This window comes from Flavobacterium sp. TR2, from assembly GCF_025252405.1.
Taxonomy (GTDB): Bacteria; Bacteroidota; Bacteroidia; order Flavobacteriales; family Flavobacteriaceae; genus Flavobacterium.
Window position 1 is genome coordinate 1,546,163 of record NZ_CP104307.1, and the last position, 18,797, is coordinate 1,564,959.

At 34.4% G+C, this 18,797-nt stretch carries 10 protein-coding genes, 1 pseudogene and 1 riboswitch; of the genes and pseudogenes, 10 read left to right on the forward strand and 1 reads right to left on the reverse strand.

The window, feature by feature from the left end; translation table 11 throughout:
• Positions 1-113: 113 nt before the first annotated feature.
• The 3 genes from N4T20_RS07120 (at position 114) to N4T20_RS07130 (ending at position 6,097) form a co-directional block, all read left to right on the forward strand.
• Entirely contained in the window at positions 114-1,004 is an 891-nt protein-coding gene (locus N4T20_RS07120; RefSeq protein WP_260672373.1) for a GLPGLI family protein, read from the forward strand.
• Positions 1,005-1,053: 49 nt separating this feature from the next.
• Positions 1,054-3,741: a carboxypeptidase-like regulatory domain-containing protein gene (locus N4T20_RS07125; protein ID WP_260672374.1), complete on the forward strand. Its 2,688-nt coding sequence runs from the start codon at positions 1,054-1,056 to the stop codon at positions 3,739-3,741.
• A 94-nt stretch (positions 3,742-3,835) separates the two neighbouring features.
• Complete coding sequence (locus N4T20_RS07130) at positions 3,836-6,097, forward strand: CDC27 family protein (RefSeq protein WP_260672375.1); 2,262 nt, start codon at positions 3,836-3,838, stop codon at positions 6,095-6,097.
• Between the two features lie 127 nt (positions 6,098-6,224).
• On the opposite strand, the gene metK is transcribed toward N4T20_RS07130, so the two are convergent.
• A complete protein-coding gene (gene metK, locus N4T20_RS07135) occupies positions 6,225-7,475 on the reverse strand; it encodes a methionine adenosyltransferase (protein WP_260672376.1) in 1,251 nt (416 codons plus the stop codon).
• 550 nt (positions 7,476-8,025) lie between these two features.
• On the opposite strand from metK, the pseudogene N4T20_RS21810 reads away from it, so the two are divergent.
• The 7 genes and pseudogenes from N4T20_RS21810 to thrA all read left to right on the forward strand — a co-directional run bounded on the left by N4T20_RS21810 (position 8,026) and on the right by thrA (position 18,727).
• Positions 8,026-10,873: pseudogene (locus tag N4T20_RS21810) on the forward strand (TonB-dependent receptor plug domain-containing protein).
• 337 nt (positions 10,874-11,210) lie between these two features.
• Complete coding sequence (locus N4T20_RS07150; protein WP_260672379.1) at positions 11,211-11,387, forward strand: hypothetical protein; 177 nt, start codon at positions 11,211-11,213, stop codon at positions 11,385-11,387.
• 68 nt (positions 11,388-11,455) lie between these two features.
• Entirely contained in the window at positions 11,456-12,760 is a 1,305-nt protein-coding gene (locus tag N4T20_RS07155) for an O-acetylhomoserine aminocarboxypropyltransferase/cysteine synthase family protein (RefSeq protein WP_260672380.1), read from the forward strand.
• A 237-nt stretch (positions 12,761-12,997) separates the two neighbouring features.
• Positions 12,998-14,086: an aspartate kinase gene (locus tag N4T20_RS07160; protein WP_260672381.1), complete on the forward strand. Its 1,089-nt coding sequence runs from the start codon at positions 12,998-13,000 to the stop codon at positions 14,084-14,086.
• Positions 14,087-14,737: 651 nt separating this feature from the next.
• On the forward strand, positions 14,738-14,953 hold the full coding sequence (locus tag N4T20_RS07165) for a hypothetical protein (RefSeq protein ID WP_260672382.1): 216 nt from the start codon (positions 14,738-14,740) through the stop codon (positions 14,951-14,953).
• A 189-nt stretch (positions 14,954-15,142) separates the two neighbouring features.
• Positions 15,143-15,250: riboswitch (SAM riboswitch) on the forward strand.
• Between the two features lie 77 nt (positions 15,251-15,327).
• Positions 15,328-16,311, forward strand: a complete 984-nt coding sequence (locus tag N4T20_RS07170) for an alpha/beta fold hydrolase (protein WP_260672383.1) — start codon at positions 15,328-15,330, stop codon at positions 16,309-16,311.
• 1 nt (position 16,312) lies between these two features.
• Positions 16,313-18,727 carry a bifunctional aspartate kinase/homoserine dehydrogenase I gene (thrA, locus tag N4T20_RS07175; RefSeq protein ID WP_260672384.1) on the forward strand — a complete coding sequence of 805 codons (2,415 nt, stop codon included), beginning with the start codon at positions 16,313-16,315 and terminating at the stop codon, positions 18,725-18,727.
• Positions 18,728-18,797 lie beyond the last annotated feature (70 nt).

An 18,797-nucleotide genomic window follows, 5' to 3' on the forward strand; every position in this document is an offset into this window, starting at 1 on the left:
AGGGGTTCTATCTATGTCATAATGCCGTTAATATATTTAGTTTTCTGAATTTTAAAATTAATAATACATTTGAATGTAAGTTTTGTCGGATTTACTCACTAAAAGAAAATAAAATGAAAAAGATATTTTTTTATATGGCTTTATTGCTTGTTTCTAGTCAAATTCAAGCTCAAAAAGATTTTCAAGGAATGGCCGTTTACGAGTCCAAAACACAGGCTCCAAAATTTGAAGGAATGCGCGGAAATAGAGATATTACGCCAGAAATGCAGAAAAATATGGAAGAGCGTATGAAAAAAATGCTCGAAAAAACATTTATTTTAAATTTCGATAAAGCAGCTTCAATTTATAAAGAAGAAGAAAAACTGGAAGCACCAGGCCAGCAGCAGGGCGGTTTTCGAGTAATGTTTAGCTCTTTGACAGGAGGCGGAGGCACTTTTTATAAAGATGTAAAAACAAAGACATATACCGTAGATAAAGAATTTATGGGCAAGGAGTTTCTTGTTGTCGATTCGCTGCCAAAATTAAACTGGAAATTAGAACAGGAAACCAAACAAATTGGAGGTTATAACTGCTACAAAGCGACAGCCGTAAAACAGACGAGTAAAACCGATTTTAGGAATTTCAGACCTAAAAACAATGATGATAAAAAAGACGAAGCAAAAAAAACTTCGGGAGATACAAAAACCAATTTTGCCGATAATTTTGAAATGCCAAAAGAAATTGTCGTGACGGCTTGGTATACGCCAGAAATTCCGATCAATCAAGGACCAGAAAATTATTGGGGACTTCCGGGATTAATCTTAGAAATCAACGATGGAACAACTACAATTTTGTGTTCAAAAATTGTTTTGAATGCCAAAGATAAAGTGGAAATAAAACCTTCTAAAAAAGGAAAAGTAATTTCTCAAAAAGAATATGACGAAACGGTGATTAAAAAGATGGAAGAATTTAGAGAGATGAACCGCGGCAGAGCTGGCGGACCTCCACCTCCAATGGGAAGATAAAATTTATAACATTTCGAATCTTAAATTCCGAACTTTCAATATCCTTATAATGAATAAGACACTCCTTCTATTTGCCTTACTTTTTACTTCTATATGCTTTTCTCAAAGTGTCCGTTTTGATGGTGTTATTCAGGATGAACAGAAAAACCCGTTGGAAATGGCCAATATTATGGCTATTAACAATGGCACAAAGGCAATGGATTCTTACGGGATAACCAATGACAAAGGAAAGTTTCAGCTGACTTTAAAGCCAAATACGGCTTATACCATTAAAATAAGCTATTTAGGAATGAAATCTAAAGAGATTGCAGTCTCTACCAAGTCTGAAAACATGAACCAGAATATTGTTTTGGATGGCGCTGGAATAGAGTTGGAGGGAGTTGAAATTGTTCGTGAAATGCCTGTTTCGATAAAAGGAGACACAATTGTTTACAATGCAGATTCTTTTAAATCTGGCACCGAAAAAAAGCTGGAAGACGTCTTGAAGAAACTTCCGGGTGTTGAGGTAAATGCTGATGGAGAAATTGAAGTAGAAGGAAAAAAAGTGAGCAAACTGATGGTAGAGGGAAAAGATTTTTTTGACGGAGATACAAAATTGGGCGTCAAAAATATTCCAGCCGATGCTATTGATAAAGTTCAGGTTTTGCGAAATTATAATGAAATAAGTCAATTAAAAGGTTTGGAAAACGATCAGGAAAATGTGGCAATGAATATCAAACTGAAAGAAGGAAAAAAGAACTTTTGGTTTGGAGATGTGACCGCTGGAATTGGAGTTGCTGAGCTTGACAGCCGCTATATTATTAATCCAAAACTTTTCTATTACAGTCCGAAATACAGCATTAATTTGATTACCAATTTTAATAATATTGGCGAATTGCCTTTAACGGCACAAGATTACTTTAAGTTTACGGGCGGATTCAAAAACATGATGAAAAAAGGAGGAAGCAGTTTTAATGTTTCTTCCAATGATTTGGGAATTTCACTTTTAAGAAATAACAGAGCTAAAGAAATTGAAACCAAATTTGGCGCAACAAATTTTGCTTACTCAGCGACAAAATCATGGAATATAAGCGGTTTCGGAATTCTTTCGACTTCAAAAACAGAATTAGAAACCAAATCGCAGACAACGATTTTAGATTCTGGAGATCAGGAGAAACGGGATGAAAATACTAATCAGAAGAATAATTTGGGGCTCTTTAAATTAAGTTCGACTTATAAACCAAATGATAAATTTCAGTTTGATTATGATATCTTAACCAAGCTTACTAAACAAGAAGAATACTCAGATTTGTTTAGAGAACAAATCGTTCAAAACGTTCCAACTTCAGAAGATATTTTTACAACAAAAAAACAAGATCCAACTTCGATTAATCAGAATTTGAGTTTGTATTATACGCAAAGTGCCAAAAATATTTTTGCTTTTGAAATGCAGCATTTATATCAAGACGAAAATCCGTTTTATAATGCCAATTTACAAACGCTTCCTTTTGCTTTGTCAGGATATGATGCTACGCAATCAAGAAATGATTACAATCAGAATCGTTTCGTGAAAACAAATAAGTTGGATGCCAAATTGGATTACTATTATATGGTAACGCCAAAAAGCAATATCAATATTACATTAGGAAATACGTATTCGTATCAAAACTTCAACTCTCACATTTTTCAAATGCTGGATAATGGGACCAAAAACGATCTTAATGATCCCGAAAATAATAACGACGTAGATTATAGTTTTAATGATGTTTTTTTAGGGTTTCATTATAAAATTCTAACAGGTAAGTTTACGTTTACACCGGGAGTAAGCGTGCACACGTATCAAATGACAAATGGCCAATTGGGAACCGATTATTCTCAGAATTTTGTGAAAGTGCTTCCAGATTTCTTCGCTTTATATCAGATCAAAAAATCTGAAACGCTGACTTATAATTTCTCGCTCACAAATGATTTTACAGATATTAATCAATTAGCGCAAGGTTATGTTTTGTCTAATTACAGCAGCTTGTTCCGCGGAAATCGTTTTTTAGAAAATGCCACTTCGCAAGTGCACTCGCTTCGTTATTTTAAGTACAATATGTTCAATTTTGAGAACATTTTTGCCAATGCAACATACACCAGAAAAGTAGATGCTATTAAAACCAAAGCCAATTTTGACGGAATTAACCAGTCCTCGGTTCCTTATAACTCCAATTTAGCCGATGAAACTTTTACAGGAATGGGAAATTACGGACGTTCGTTTTTAAAGAATTATAAGGCCTCGGCAAATGCTACATTTAACTGGTCAAAATTCAATAATATTCAAAACAATCAATTGTCAACTACAGAAAGTTTCAGTCAAAGTTATACTGTTCGAGCTTCAACAAATTATAAAAATCTCCCAAATATTGAATTTGGCTATAATCTTTTGGTGAATAAATACAGCGGTTCAACCTTTTACACCGATAAACCGTTTGCAAGATTAGATTACTATTTCTTAGACAGCTTTTCTTTTGTTTCGGAGTATGAATTTTACCATTACTACAATGGAGATAAAACGGTTGACAACGAATACGATTTTTTAAGCGCCAGTTTGATTTACCAAAAAAAGAACAGCAAATGGGAGTATAAAATCTCGGCAACCAATTTATTGAATACAAAATATCTTAACGACGACAGCTTCTCGCAATTCTCGACAAGAGTTTCTCAATACACTGTGCAGCCACGTTACATCATATTTTCAATGAAATATAATTTGTAGTATTTTAATTGTAAAAATCACGATTTTTTGTGATTTGTTTAAAGGCAGAATCAGATATCTTTGCGCTATATTATTAACAACAAAATATGTAGTTATGCGCAATTTTATTTGGAGTTTATCGCTCCTGTTTGCTGGAATTTCCATCTCTTCTGCCCAAACCAATGGAATAGAAAAAGGAACTTATTTGTCTACAAATAAAGGAGGGAAAATCAAATTAAATTTATTGGATGATAATAAGTATGAATTGGTTTTTTATTCTGGAGGTTACGAAATTAAAGGCGATTCGCTGGTTTTCTTAAAAAGTAAAAACACCGTTAATAGATTTGATCTTTCTTTTGTCAAGGATAAAAAAGCAAAAAAAATTAAGATTAAGTTTTTGAATCCGTCTTACTATTCTTTTTACATAGGAACTCAAAAAGGAACAGAAACAGTACAATACCAAAAAGTTTCAGATATTAAAACAAAAGAAGATCCTGAATGGGTTAAAACCGATTTGGAGTTTGAAATAGACAAGACCGATTTTCTTTATTTGGTGTACGAAGATTATAACGGAAAAAGTGATGTTAATAAATATGCATTGCCAAAAGATGTTTCAGAAGTAACGATCAATTATGATTTGGCAGTTTTAAGCGATTTAAACCTTGTCGGATTTTTTGATAAGAATACAAAAGAGTTGAAAGTTTCTGATGAACATGGAAAGGATCCTTTGGTATTTGTAAACGAAAAAGACGAGAAACCTGCAAAGATTCCAACAGTGGTTCCAGTAGAAACTCAAAGCATAACAAACTGGACTTATCCAGGTAAAGAACCCGATTATGGAGATGCTTATGGCGCTGCCGTAGATAGTGTAATAGTAGATACTGCTGCTGTAGCTGGAACGGCATATCCTATTGATCCTCCAACGGCTTATACCAAATATGATTTTAAACTAAAAATAGAAGACAATCTAAAAAAAGCAATAGAATCTACCAAAACAGCCGCTAGCAATAAATTTTTGGTCGTTGTGGTTGACAGCAAAAATAAAGCGGCAAAGGAAAATTTTGATGCTTTTGTAAAAGAACAAGAAACGCAGACCGGATACAATATGTATGATTCGTATAATGCTCTATATGATACATACAACTTTTATTTGGCTGGTGCCGATGATAAAAAATGGCTGAAAAATAATAAAATTACGAATGATCCAAGCCTATTGGTTTTAAACGGAAACGGCGATCTGCTAGCGATTGCAAAATCAGATTTGACAACGCAGCAATATCAGTTTAGCTATTATGGTGATCTTAACAGAAAACTTCAAAAAGCAAATGCTTTTTTGGCCATAGATAAAGTATTAAAGAACAAAAAAGCTTCAGATGCAGATCTAATTGCAGCTTTTAATAAAGTGGCCTCATTAGAACCTTCTTACGATTATGATTCAGAATATACAGTAAGCGATCCTAATTCTACTGATTTTGTACTTACAAAAACGGTCTTAGACCAAAAAGCAGTAGCTCAAACATGGAAAAAATTGATTGAAGCACACCAAAAAGATAAAGCCGTAAATATGTATTTGGCTGAGACCATTATAAAAGAAATTAAAAATCAAGGTTTTACAAAACAGCTTTTTAATCAAGAAAAAATTCTTAATGATACTGATTTTCTAGCAATAGATTATTTGTTAAAACATTCTGACGATATTGAGAACAATAAAGCTGCATTCAATAGCAGTGCGCCAGAAATTCATAATGTAGGAAATGCTGTTTCTGAAGTTTCTAACGCATTGCAGCAAAACCTATATGCTTCTCAGGACGGACTTACAGGTGAAATGAATAAAGAGAAAATCAATTCTGTTTACAAAGAGATCATCGCATCTGGAAAAGGAAATTTTGATGCCTACAGAAATTATTTTTACTATTTAAGCCAGCTTGAAGATCAGGACGGTTCTAATGCGACTTATTTGAAAGAATTCAGCACTTATTTTGATAATACATTAGCAGGAGCAAGCCCGATAGAAAAACTAGATGCTATTTTTGGAGGTTTAGATTCCAGCTCAAGCTATTCTTATGACGGATGGAGTTCATTTAAACTTTACCATTCAGATATTTGCAACAATGCAGCATGGACAGTTGTATTAAAACCACAGAATTCAAACTTTTTAAAAGAGGCTATTAAATGGTCTGAATATAGCTTGGTGATATCTAAAAACAATCCATATTATTTAGACACTTTGGCACAATTGTATTATAAAAATGGACAGGCACAAAAAGCTATAGAAACACAAGTTTTAGCAGTAAAATTTATTACTAGTGATGTTGATGAAGAAACTGCAAATCAAATGAAGGAAGTTTTGACTAAAATGAGTAACGGAACTTACTAAGTTTAATATACCACAGGTTTTTTTAAATAAGAAAAAATAAAAGCCGATTTCTAATTCTAGAAATCGGCTTTATTATGTTTGGCTAATCTAAGATGTCTAATAATCTAAGTTAGTCTATAAATCTGAATTATAATCCAAATGCAGCTTTTACTTGGTCAACAAAATCAAGTTTTTCCCATGTAAATAACTCAACAGTAACCGTTTTTTCGTTTCCTCCTGGAGCAGAGAAAGTTTTAGTTACAGTTTCAGGTTTGCGTCCCATGTGTCCGTAAGCAGCCGTTTCGCTATAGATTGGATTTCTTAATTTTAAACGTTGCTCGATAAAGTAAGGACGCATATCAAAGATAGCTTCAACTTTTTTAGCGATTTCACCGTTCGTTAAGTTTACTTTAGAAGTTCCGTAAGTTTCAATGAAAATTCCCATTGGCTCAGCAACTCCAATTGCGTAAGAAACCTGAACTAAGATTTCGTCAGCAACACCAGCAGCAACTAAGTTTTTAGCGATATGACGCGTTGCATAAGCAGCACTTCTGTCTACTTTACTTGGATCTTTTCCAGAGAATGCACCACCACCGTGAGCACCTTTTCCACCGTAAGTATCAACAATAATTTTTCTTCCTGTTAAACCAGTATCTCCGTGAGGTCCTCCAATAACGAATTTTCCTGTTGGGTTAATGTGGTAGTTGATTTTATCGTTAAATAAGTGAGCGTGCTCTGGGTTTTTAGCGATAATTCTAGGAATCAAGATTTCGATAATATCTTTTTTGATTTTAGCCAACATCTCAGCTTCTGTATCAAAATCATCGTGTTGAGTTGAAATTACAATCGCATCAATACGAGTTGGTTTATTGTCGTCGCTATATTCTAAAGTTACTTGAGATTTAGCATCTGGACGTAAATATGTAATTTCGTTATTTTCACGTCTTAAGATGGCTAATTCTTGTAATAATTTATGAGATAAATCAAGTGCCAATGGCATATAGTTTTCAGTTTCGTTTGTAGCGTAACCAAACATCATTCCTTGATCTCCTGCACCTTGTTCTTCTGGCTTAGCTCTGTCAACACCTTGGTTAATATCTGCAGACTGCTCGTGAATAGCTGAAAGAATTCCACAAGAATTGGCTTCAAACATATATTCACTTTTAGTGTATCCAATTCTTTTGATTACATCGCGAGCGATTTGCTGAACATCAAGATAAGTATTCGATTTTACTTCACCTGCTAAAATCACCTGACCTGTTGTAACTAATGTTTCGCAAGCTACTTTTGAGTCAGCGTCAAATGCCAAAAAGTTGTCAATTAATGCATCCGAAATTTGATCTGCAACTTTGTCTGGATGCCCTTCACTAACAGATTCTGACGTAAATAAATAAGCCATAATAATGTAATAATAATGTTTTAATTTAAAATTAAGCGGGAAAAATAATTGCTAAAAAGGGCTAAAGGAGAGTTTCTGCTTTAGCATTTTTTACTGCTGAAACGAATCTTTCAGCATTCATAACGAAACCATTTCATTATGAAGAGGTTGCAATCAGTTCAAATTTTTCCTCTGTTTCGGGTGCAAAGGTATGAAACCATTTTGATTTGCAAATTAAAGTTCAACTTTTTTTATTTTTTATGGCAGAAATTTAACAGTAGCATACTATTTTGATAGGGTAATAGAAAATATTTTGTTTTTTGTTTGGTCAATTAAAAAATAGTTCGCAATTTTGCCCCGTTAAAACAAAAGAAACAAATGAAATTTACAGTTTGCAATATGATGTCTTGTAAGATGCCGGAGTTCTCCGCAGAGACACTATTGTAATTATTTTTCAAGAAAATATATAAATAGAACCTCTGCCGAAACGCAGAGGTTTTTTTTATGTCAAAATGAAACCTGTAAGATTTTTTTTAAGCCAAAAACACTAAATTAATCAGTAAAGAAGAAAATGAAGAAAAATGTACTAATCGTTTTAGGTCTTGTGACATTTTCAGGACTTTATGCTCAAGACAATAAAAAAGAGCAGGACAGTTTAAAAAACAACGAGCTGTCTGAAGTTACTATTATTGGATCAAGAAGTAAAAATAGAGTTAAAACAGACGTGCCCGTTCCGGTTGATGTTTTTAACGTATCTGAAATAACAAAAGGAGCACCGCAGACCAGCGTTACTCAAATTTTAAATTATGTTGCTCCGTCGTTTACGAGTAATCCGACATCTACAGCAGATGCAACAGACCACGTTGATCCTGCGCAATTAAGAGGATTAGGGCCAGATCAGGTTTTAATTTTGGTAAACGGAAAAAGAAGGCACACAAGTGCTCTGGTAAACATAAACGGATCGCCAGGAAGAGGATCTGTGGGAACAGACTTAAATGCAATTCCGTCTTTTGCCATAGAAAGAATAGAAGTTTTAAGAGACGGAGCCGCCGCCCAATATGGTTCTGATGCAATTGCTGGAGTAATCAATATTGTGCTAAAGAAGAATGCTGATTATCTGACAGGAGGGATTCAATACGGAGCAAATCTATCTTCGGGATCAAATAATTTTGAAGGAGGGGCAGACGGACAGACAGCCCAAATTGATTTAAATTACGGAACCTCATTGGGCAAACCGGGAAGTTTCTTAAACGTTACAGGAACTGCCGTGACAAGGCAAGCGACAAGCAGAGCAGGAATAAGAAGCAATCCTATTTTTAATGCTTATAACGCAGTTGAAAACAGAGCGGCGCAAGATGGAGTAGAGATTAACTCGCTATTTAGCAACATTAATACGACTACAAACTCGGCTCAGATTTTATCGTCATTAAAACAATATGCGCCGCAAGTAAGTTATTTTACAACAGCACAGCAAAATGCTATTGCATCGGCTTCGACGATTGCGCAAATGCAGACGGCTTTAAACTTTGATGTGACTAATAATGAACTAGCTTACAGAGGTCAGCAGAGAAGCGATTATAACATGAGTGTCGGACAGTCAGAATTGGCTGCGGGACAATTATATTTTAATGCAAAGTATCCTTTGAGCGAAACCACTTCATTGTATTCTTTTGGAGGCGTTTCATATAGAGGAGGTAAATCGTATGCCTTTAACAGATTGCCAAATGGTTCTGGAACTTTCACGCAAGTATACCAAAACGGGTTCTTGCCAGAAATTGAATCAAAAATTTTAGATGCCTCTGCGGCTGTGGGCGTAAATACGCAATTATTCGGTTTTGATACCGATTTAAGCACCAACTTAGGAACAAACTCTTTTAATTATGATGTGAATAATACCATCAATGCAACTTTAGGCACAAATTCTCCTTTTAGTTTTGATGCCGGAAAAGTTTCGTTTTTGCAAAGTACGACCAATTTGGATTTTAGCAGAAAATATGATGTCCTTGCTGGGTTAAACGTTGCTTTTGGGGGCGAATTCAGATATGAAAATTACCAAATTAAAGCAGGAGAAGAAGCTTCTTACGGATTGTATGATGTAAACGGAAATTTAGTTTCGGGAATTCTTCCAAGCAATTCGCCATTAATTGTAACTGACTTTTTCGGAAACAAACGTGGAGCAGGAGCGCAGGGATTTTCAGGATTCCAGCCTTCAGATGCTAAAGAAAAAAAATAGGACAAGTGGTGCGGCTTATATCGATTTAGAATTGAATGCCACTGAAAAATGGCTTGTAAATGGAGCTGCGCGTTACGAAAACTATTCAGATTTTGGAAATACCGTTACGTTTAAACTGGCTTCTCTTTTAAAATTAAATGATAATATCAATTGGAGAATTTCTGGACAGACTGGTTTTAGAGCGCCTTCTTTACAGCAAAGATATTTCGAGTCAAGCTCAACGCAGTTTATAAATGGTGCCCCTTACCAAGTAGGATATTTTACAAACGATTCTCAAGCGGCAAAAAGTATTGGAATTGAAAGTTTAAAACCAGAAAAATCAAAAAGCATCAGTACAGGATTTACATTCAAAATTCCTGAAGCTAACATAACCATTGCAACCGATGCTTATTTTACAAGAATCTACGACAGAATTGTATTGTCTGGACAATATTCAAGACCAACAGATGCGCAGATTGCAGCGGCAACTTCGCCAGAACAGGCAGAGGCATTGACTTTGTTTCAGCAGGCATTTGATTTGAAAGGAGTAGAAAGAGCTTCATTCTGGACAAACGGAATCGATTCTGAAACCAAAGGAATTGATTTGGTAATTTCTCAGAAATATGATGTCATTCAAGATTTTGCAATCAGAAATGATTTTGCATTTAGTTTTAATGAAACCAAAAGGGTAGGCGATTTGCATATACCAAAATCTATTGTTGATGCAGGAGGAGAACCTTATATCTATTCATTCTTTCCAGAATCGAGCCGAGTATATTTAGAAGAAGCCATTCCGAAAGTGAAAGCCAATTTGATGACTACTTTTAGCATTAAAAAACTGGATATTTATTTAAGAAACAGCTATTTCGGCAAAGTTACAGATCCAGGAGCGACAGATGTTAATCTAGATGGATTTTCTTCAGTGTACGAACATCCAGAATATAGCGCAAAATTGGTTACCGATTTATCTTTAGGCTATCAGATCAACAAGCATTTGAGAGCTACAATTGGAGTTAATAATATAGGAGACGTTTATCCGGACAGAAACAATCCTGCAACACCTGCATTTACAAACACAACTCCAACTTTGTCGCCAGCGCCAAGTACAGATTTGACAAATGCGAATCAGTTTGCGTATTCAAGAGCCGTTTCTCAATTTGGATTGAACGGAAGATTTGGTTTTGCCCGTTTAAGCTTTAAATTTTAATTGAAATAATTTCTTTCAAGCCTTATAAATAAAGGCTTGAAAGAAATTTCAAAAAAAAACATATAAAACTTCCATTTTAATTTGGTCGTTAAAAAAATACTTACTACACTTATCCTATCGAATTAGTCGAATTTAAAAAATAGTCAAATTCAATTTTAAAATAAAATGAAAACAATAGCAAAAAGAAATATGATGTGTTGTAAGATGATGCAAATGTGCATCCCAATTTGCTGTTGCCAAAAGTGAAAGAGACAATCTTTGTTATAGTTAAGCTATAAGCCCTTTTGGTCGCCATCCGAAAGGGCTTTTTTATTTCCAACATTTTAAGCCTTAAATTATGAATACGCTAGATATAAATACAATCGCATTTCAATACCTATTAAGAAATGATAATTTGGAAGAATCACCAGCAGAAGTTCTAAAATATGATCCCGAACAGCAAATAAAAACGCAAAAATCGTTACTGTTTCATCTATACGATCTTGAAGAAGAAGCAGAAGATATTTTAGCTTAAATCAATTTCAAAAATCAATATCAATTACAATATATAACGTATTAAAAATACCTAAAAACTAAGAAATCATGAGTACACAAAAATTTGCAACAAACGCATTACACGCAGGACACGACGTAACTAAAAACGCAGGAACTAGAGCAGTGCCTATTTATCAGACATCATCATATGTATTTAACAATGCAGATCATGCTGCCAATTTATTTGGCCTTGCCGAAGCTGGATTCATTTATACGAGATTAAATAACCCGACAAACGATATTCTAGAACAGCGTCTGGCAGCGCTAGAAGGCGGAATTGGAGCTGTTGTAACGGCTTCTGGAGCATCGGCAATTTCAACAACTTTATTGACTTTGCTAAAAGCAGGAGATCATATCGTAGCATCAAACAGTTTATACGGCGGGACGTATAATCTTTTAAAAGTGACGCTGCCAAGATTAGGAATCACAACCACTTTTGTTGATCCTTCAAAACCTGAAAACTTTACCAAAGCAGCTAAAGAAAACACACGAACTTTCTTTGTTGAATCTCTTGGGAACCCAAAATTAGATGTATTAGATTTAAAAGCAATTTCGGCAGAAGCCAAAGCATTCAAAGTGCCATTTATAGTAGATAATACAGTTGCGACACCTTATTTATTAAACCCAATTAAGTATGGCGCCGATATTGTAATTCATTCCTTAACCAAATATATCGCAGGAAACGGAACTTCGTTAGGAGGCGTTATCATTGATGCTGGAAACTTTGACTGGGCAAACGGAAAATTCCCTGAATTTACCGAGCCATCTGCAGGATACCACGGATTAGTATATCATGAAGCTTTAGGAAATGCGGCTTTTATTGCAAAAGCGCGAATAGAAGGGCTGCGTGATTTTGGTGCTGCTTTGAGTCCATTTAATGCTTTTCAAATTATTCAGGGACTAGAAACACTTCCAATCCGAATTAAAAAACATAGTGAAAATGCTTTGGCGCTAGCCGAATGGTTAGAAAAACAAGATGAGGTGGTTTGGGTAAATTATCCAGGCTTAAAATCGAACAAATATTATGATCTGGCTAAAGAATATCTGCCAGAAGGGCAAAGCGGCATTATCACTTTCGGATTAAAAGGAGGTTTTGATGCTGCCAAAAAAGTAGTAGACGACACAAAACTATTCTCACTGCTGGCCAATATCGGTGATACAAAATCACTTATTATTCACCCTGCAAGTACTACGCACCAGCAGCTAACAGAAGCAGAACAAATAGAAACGGGAGTTTCTAAAGATTTGATTCGTTTGTCTGTGGGAATAGAAGATATTGAAGATTTAATTGCAGATCTTCAGGCTGTTTTTGAAAGCGTTTCGCTTTCTCAATTCAGCATCAATAAAAATTAGGTTTTTTTGTTTTTTGTTTGAAAAATTGCCTTTAGCGAGTGGTTTTGCTAAAGGTAATTTTTTATGAAAAACACCATTATAAAATTTAAATCATATAAGAAATATAAGTGCATTTTAGAAGAATCGTACTGTAGAAACGCACCGTAGAGACGCACTGCAGTGCGTCTAATTTTAATAACATTGATGGTGCTAAATGAACTTACATCACTTATATGGCTAAATAAAAAATTAGAAATTATGTCAAAGCTTAAAATAAACATTATCCTTTTTGGAATAGGGAATATCGGAAGCACTTTGATTAATCAGATTATCGAAAGTCAAGAGTTTTTCCTTGAAAGCAAAAATATCGATTTTCATTTTCCAATTATAACCAATTCGACGGTTGCTTTTTTTGAGAAAGAAGGCGTAGGGTATTCTTGGGAAACCAATTTCAGACAATTGGCAGTTCCTTTTAAAGTAGAAGATATTGTCGAATTTGCGCATGAAAACGAATTTGAAAATTTGATTGCCGTCGATGCAACAGATAGCGATGAATTGGTGAAGCATTATAATACGCTAATCAAAAACGGATTCAATATTGTTGCGGTAAACAAAAAAGCCAATACGCTACCGATAGATTTGTACAAAGAATTACGAACAAATCTTAAAAAGCACGACAAAGAGTTTCTTTATGAAACCTCAGTCGAAACGGGAATTCCTGTTTTGCAGACCTTAAGAGATTTGTACTATTCGGGAGAAAAAATCACGAAGATTAGAGGCGTTTTTTCGGACAATCTGAGTTATGTCTTTAATAGATTTTCATCTGAAGACATTTCGTTTTCCTCTGTTTTAAAAGATGCGAGCCTTTTAGGTTTAATGAAGTCAAATTTTAAAGAAGATCTTTCAGGAAACGATACCGCAAGAAAGCTGCTGATATTGGCGAGAGAAATCGGAAAAGATTTTGAATTTTCAGATATTAAAATCAAACCATTTATAACCGAAGAGCACTTGGAAAAAAATGGAGTGCTTAACAAAGAAGCAGTCGATAAATCTTTTAAAATTGCCAAAATTACCCAAGCAGAAAATCACTTGCTAAGGTATGTAGGAGAGTTTGATGTGGAAAAAGGAACTTTAGAAGCCAAATTGATTTCGGAATCGGCAGATTCTCCAATCGGACAATTAAAAGGTTCGGATACCATTTTTGAAATTTATACCAAATCTTACGCCGATATTCCAATCGTAATTCAGAGCGCTCCGCCATGCAAACAGGCAATTTCAAGAGGAATTATCACTGATATTCTGAAAATTGCTGAGCGAATTAGAACAAAAGAAGCCGTTTGGCTGTAATTTTTTGGCTCTAAAAGAAAAAAAAACACAAAAGGTTCTTTGATAAATTGATTTGTCAAATGGAATTATGAAGAAAAGAAGGTGGTTTTTGTAAGGTTTTTACCTTTATTATTTCGTTTTCGTTTTTGTAAGATGTTTTTCGACGATAAAAAACTGATTTTTAACGATTTTTGTAATTAAATTCCTGAATTTAATTTGTGTAATAAAAAAAATATTTGCATATTTGTTATACCCAAAAACTACTAGAAATCAAATGAACTTAAAAGTCAATAAAATGTTTTGTGCCATTTCGGTTAAGACCGAAGGTGGGGTGTCTATTGCTTAAAAAAATTGTAAGAATACAATAATAATATAGTAAAAGCCTCCCGAAAAATTTTGGGAGGCTTTTTAATTTAATACAAATGCAGAATTTAAATAAAATACAATATAAATCACAGATGAATAAATCCTTACAGATGAACAAGATGTTTACTGTCGCGCTTATTTGCGCATACGTCTGTTGATACTAAAAGCATACACGAGTGTAAAAACTTAAACCCTTTTGGTATCTAAAAAATCCAAAAGGGTTTTTTTTATTCCAGAAACCGATTTAACAAAAAGATAAACGAGAAATAAAGATTATAAAACGCAACTTAACTAAAACTTAATATCATGAGCACATTGAACTACTTAGCAGAAAAAATTTCAAATTTGAAAAACAGAAGGACAAGAAAAAATAATCCGCCACCAATAAACGAATTGGCTCACCCAAGATTCGGAATAACTGAGGCTGGAATAACAGAAGAAGGAAAAGGGGCAGAGAAAAAAGCACCAAACTCTTTATTGTTTTTGATGTATTCAAAAGAAAATGAAACGCTTTTTATCTAAACGGAAAAGCATCATAAACTAGGGTAAAACCTGCTTAATTTTACTGGGCATTTTTGTTCGGTAAATTTTTGCGTATAATAGTTTTTGCTAAAGTAAGTCTCAGAAATTTAACAAACACTTTTAGATAAAATTTGTTTGTTAGAGAAAATAGTAGTTAATTTGCACCGTTAAGTTCAAACACGTATTGAAATGTTATAAAGAAAGGACGAGGGATTAGACCCGATGAAGCCTTAGCAACCCTTCGGTAAAACGAAGAAGGTGCTACATTCTACCACGCCAAACGTGGAAAGATAACAACAAGATTTTTTCTAGTTAAACCTAGTTTTTCTTTCTAATATTTCCATATACAAATCAATAATACAACAGATTTGAAATTGGAAAATATACCAAGTCCCATCATAATTCAAGATTTCATCACAGAAAGTGGTGCAGCTTATCATTCTATACCATTAAGTTTTACACTGTCAGGACAGCCATTGCACAGTGCGCCTATTGTTTTGGTTAACCATGCCCTAACAGGAAATGCGCAGGTGACTGGCGAAAATGGCTGGTGGAATGACTTGATTGGCGAAGGTAAAACCATCGATACTGCTGTTTACACCATTTTAGCCTTTGATATTCCTGGAAATGGAAGCAATTCTTTCCTAATCGAAAATTATCTTGACTTTACAGCAAGAGATATTGCAAGAATCTTTGTTGAAGGCGTAAAAGCTTTAAATATTAAAAAGCTTTTTGCAGTTATTGGAGGTTCTGTAGGCGGCGGAATTGCATGGGAAATCATTGCTTTGGCGCCAAACATTACAGAAAACCTTATCCCGATTGCGAGCGACTGGAAATCTACCGACTGGCTTATCGCCAATTGTTTTCTGCAAGAGCAGATTTTAAACAATTCTTCAAAACCAATTGAAGATGCCAGAATACACGCAATGCTTTGCTACCGTTCGCCAGAATCATTCAAAGAAAAATTTCAGAGAACAATCAATCAGGATCTTTTGATTTTTAACATCGAAAGCTGGCTGGCACATCACGGAAAAAAATTGCAGAAAAGATATCAGCTGTCTTCTTATAAATTAATGAATCAATTGCTTAAAACAATTGATATCACTAGAAATAGTGAAAGCTTTGAAAGTCTATTGTCTAAAACAGAAGCTTCAATTCATATCATCGGGATCAATTCAGATTTGTTTTTTACAGCAAAAGAAAACGTAGAAACCTACGAAGAATTGAAGAAATTTAAAGACAATGTTTTCTACAGCGAAATTGATTCGGTTCACGGACATGACGCTTTTTTAATCGAGTACAAACAATTAGATCATTTACTTGCCGACATTTTTAAGGCAGAAACAATAAAGAAATAAAATGAAAGTATTAAAATTTGGAGGTAAATCATTAGCAAACGGAGAAGGACTTAACAAAGTTGTTTCAATCATTTCAGATAAAGTAAATCAAGGTGAAAAAATCGCCGTTGTAGTATCTGCACGCGGAAATGCTACTGATGAATTGGAATTTATCTTAACAATTGCTGCTAAAAATGGCAGTTACAAAGAATTATTAGAGAATTTTAAAAAATATCAAATATCAGATTACCCACAAGTAGATTTGTCTGAAGAATTTAGTGTTTTAGATAAACTTTTTGAGGGAGTAAGTCTAATTGGCGATTACAGCAAAAAAATCAAAGATCAGATTTTGTCAAAAGGAGAATTGCTTTCGGCTAAATTATTGACGGCTATTTTATTGGAAAAAGGAATTCCTGCCAATTTTGTAGATACAAGAGATTTATTGAAAACCGATTCTAAATTTGGTGATGCACAGCCATTAGAGCAGCTTTCAAAGAAAAACGTAGTAAACTACTTTAAAGAACATAACGGCGAAACGGTTAATATAGTTACAGGCTTCATTGGCTCAAACAACAACAACGACACAACTACTTTAGGTAGAAATGGCAGTAACTATACCGCTTCGTTAATCGCAAATTATTTGAATGCCGAAGAACTGCAAAACTTCACGCACGTAGACGGAATCTACACAGCAAACCCAGACTTGGTTGCCGATGCGAAGAAAATTGAATATTTATCATTCAACGAAGCAAATGAGCTGGCAAATTTTGGAGCAACCATTTTGCACGCCAAAACGATTATTCCGTTGTTAGAAAAAAATATTCCGTTACGAATCTTAAATACGTTCAACCACGAAAACCGCGGAACTTTAATCACCTCAGATTCTTCTAAAGAAGGAATTAAAACGCTTTCTGTTTTGGAAAATGTTTCTCTTGTAAATCTTGAAGGACGAGGATTGCTTGGAAAAGCTGGAGTCGATGCCCGAATTTTTAAAGTAATGGGAGATCACAATATCAGTGTGAGCATTATCTCTCAAGGTTCTTCAGAAAGAGGAATCGGACTTGTGGTTGCTACTGAAAAAGCTACGCTTGCAATGGTCGAATTAGAAAAAGAGTTCGAAAATGACTTTTATTCTAAAGACGTAAACCAAATTACAGTAACAGACAATGTATCGGTAATTTCGATTATAGGGCAGGATTTGAGCACTTTCCATAAACCTTACACCGCTTTAATCAAAAATAAAATTGTTCCGATTTTGTTTAACAACACCGTAACAGGTAAAAACGTGAGTTTGGTTGTTAAGAAAGAAGAATTAAACAAAGCGCTGAACGTAATTCACGGAGAGATTTTTGGAGTTTCTAAAAAAATCAACATTGCTATTTTCGGTCACGGATTAGTTGGAGGAACTTTAATCAACCAGATTTTAGAATCGGCTGCGGCAATTGAAAAACGTAAAGATATTAAGCTGAATGTTTTTGCTATAGCAAATTCTAAAAAATTGCTTTTAAACCAATACGGTGTTACCAGCAACTGGAAAAGTGATATTGAAACTAAAGGTGAAGCATATACAATTAAAGATATTATTGCTTTCGCTAATGAACATCATTTAGAAAACTTAATTGCGATTGACAATACTGCAAGTGCGCCTTTCGTTGAAAATTATATTCCGCTTGTAGAGAGCAGTTTCGATTTGATTTCTTCTAATAAAGTAGCCAATACATTAAGCTATGGCTTTTACAAAGAATTGAGAAAAGCTTTGGCAGAAAATCAAAAGAATTATTTGTACGAAACCAATGTTGGTGCAGGTTTACCGTTAATTGACACAATTAAATTATTGCACCTTTCGGGAGAAAATATCACAAAAATTAAAGGTGTTTTCTCTGGAACATTGAGTTATTTATTCAATAATTTCTCTGCGAAAGATGCGCCTTTCAGCGAAATTCTACAGGAAGCAATTGATAACGGATATACAGAACCAGATCCGCGTGAAGATTTATGCGGAAATGACGTTGGTAGAAAATTATTAATTTTAGCTAGAGAATTGGATTTGCAGAATGAGTTTGAAGAAATCTCAATTCAGAATTTAATTCCAGAGCACTTGCGTGAAGGAAGCGCTGCTGATTTCTTGATGAAATTAAAAGAATTTGACCCAATTTATGCTAAAATAAAAGCAGATCAACAGCCAAATCACGTATTAAGATACATTGGCGAATTGTCTGGTGATTTGCAGAATGATAAAGGAAATTTGGAAGTAAAATTAGTTTCAGTGCCAAAAGATACTGCTCTGGGCGGATTAAAAGGTTCTGATTCTTTCTTCGAAATTTACACAGAATCTTACGGAGACCGTCCAATTGTTATTCAAGGAGCTGGTGCAGGTTCTGCGGTAACAGCAAGAGGAGTTTTCGGAGATATTTTGAGATTGTCTGATAAAGGGTAAAAAGTCTAGTTTGTCATTGCGAGGAACGAAGCAATCACATTTGCAAAATCAAGCTTTGTGGAATTGTTTA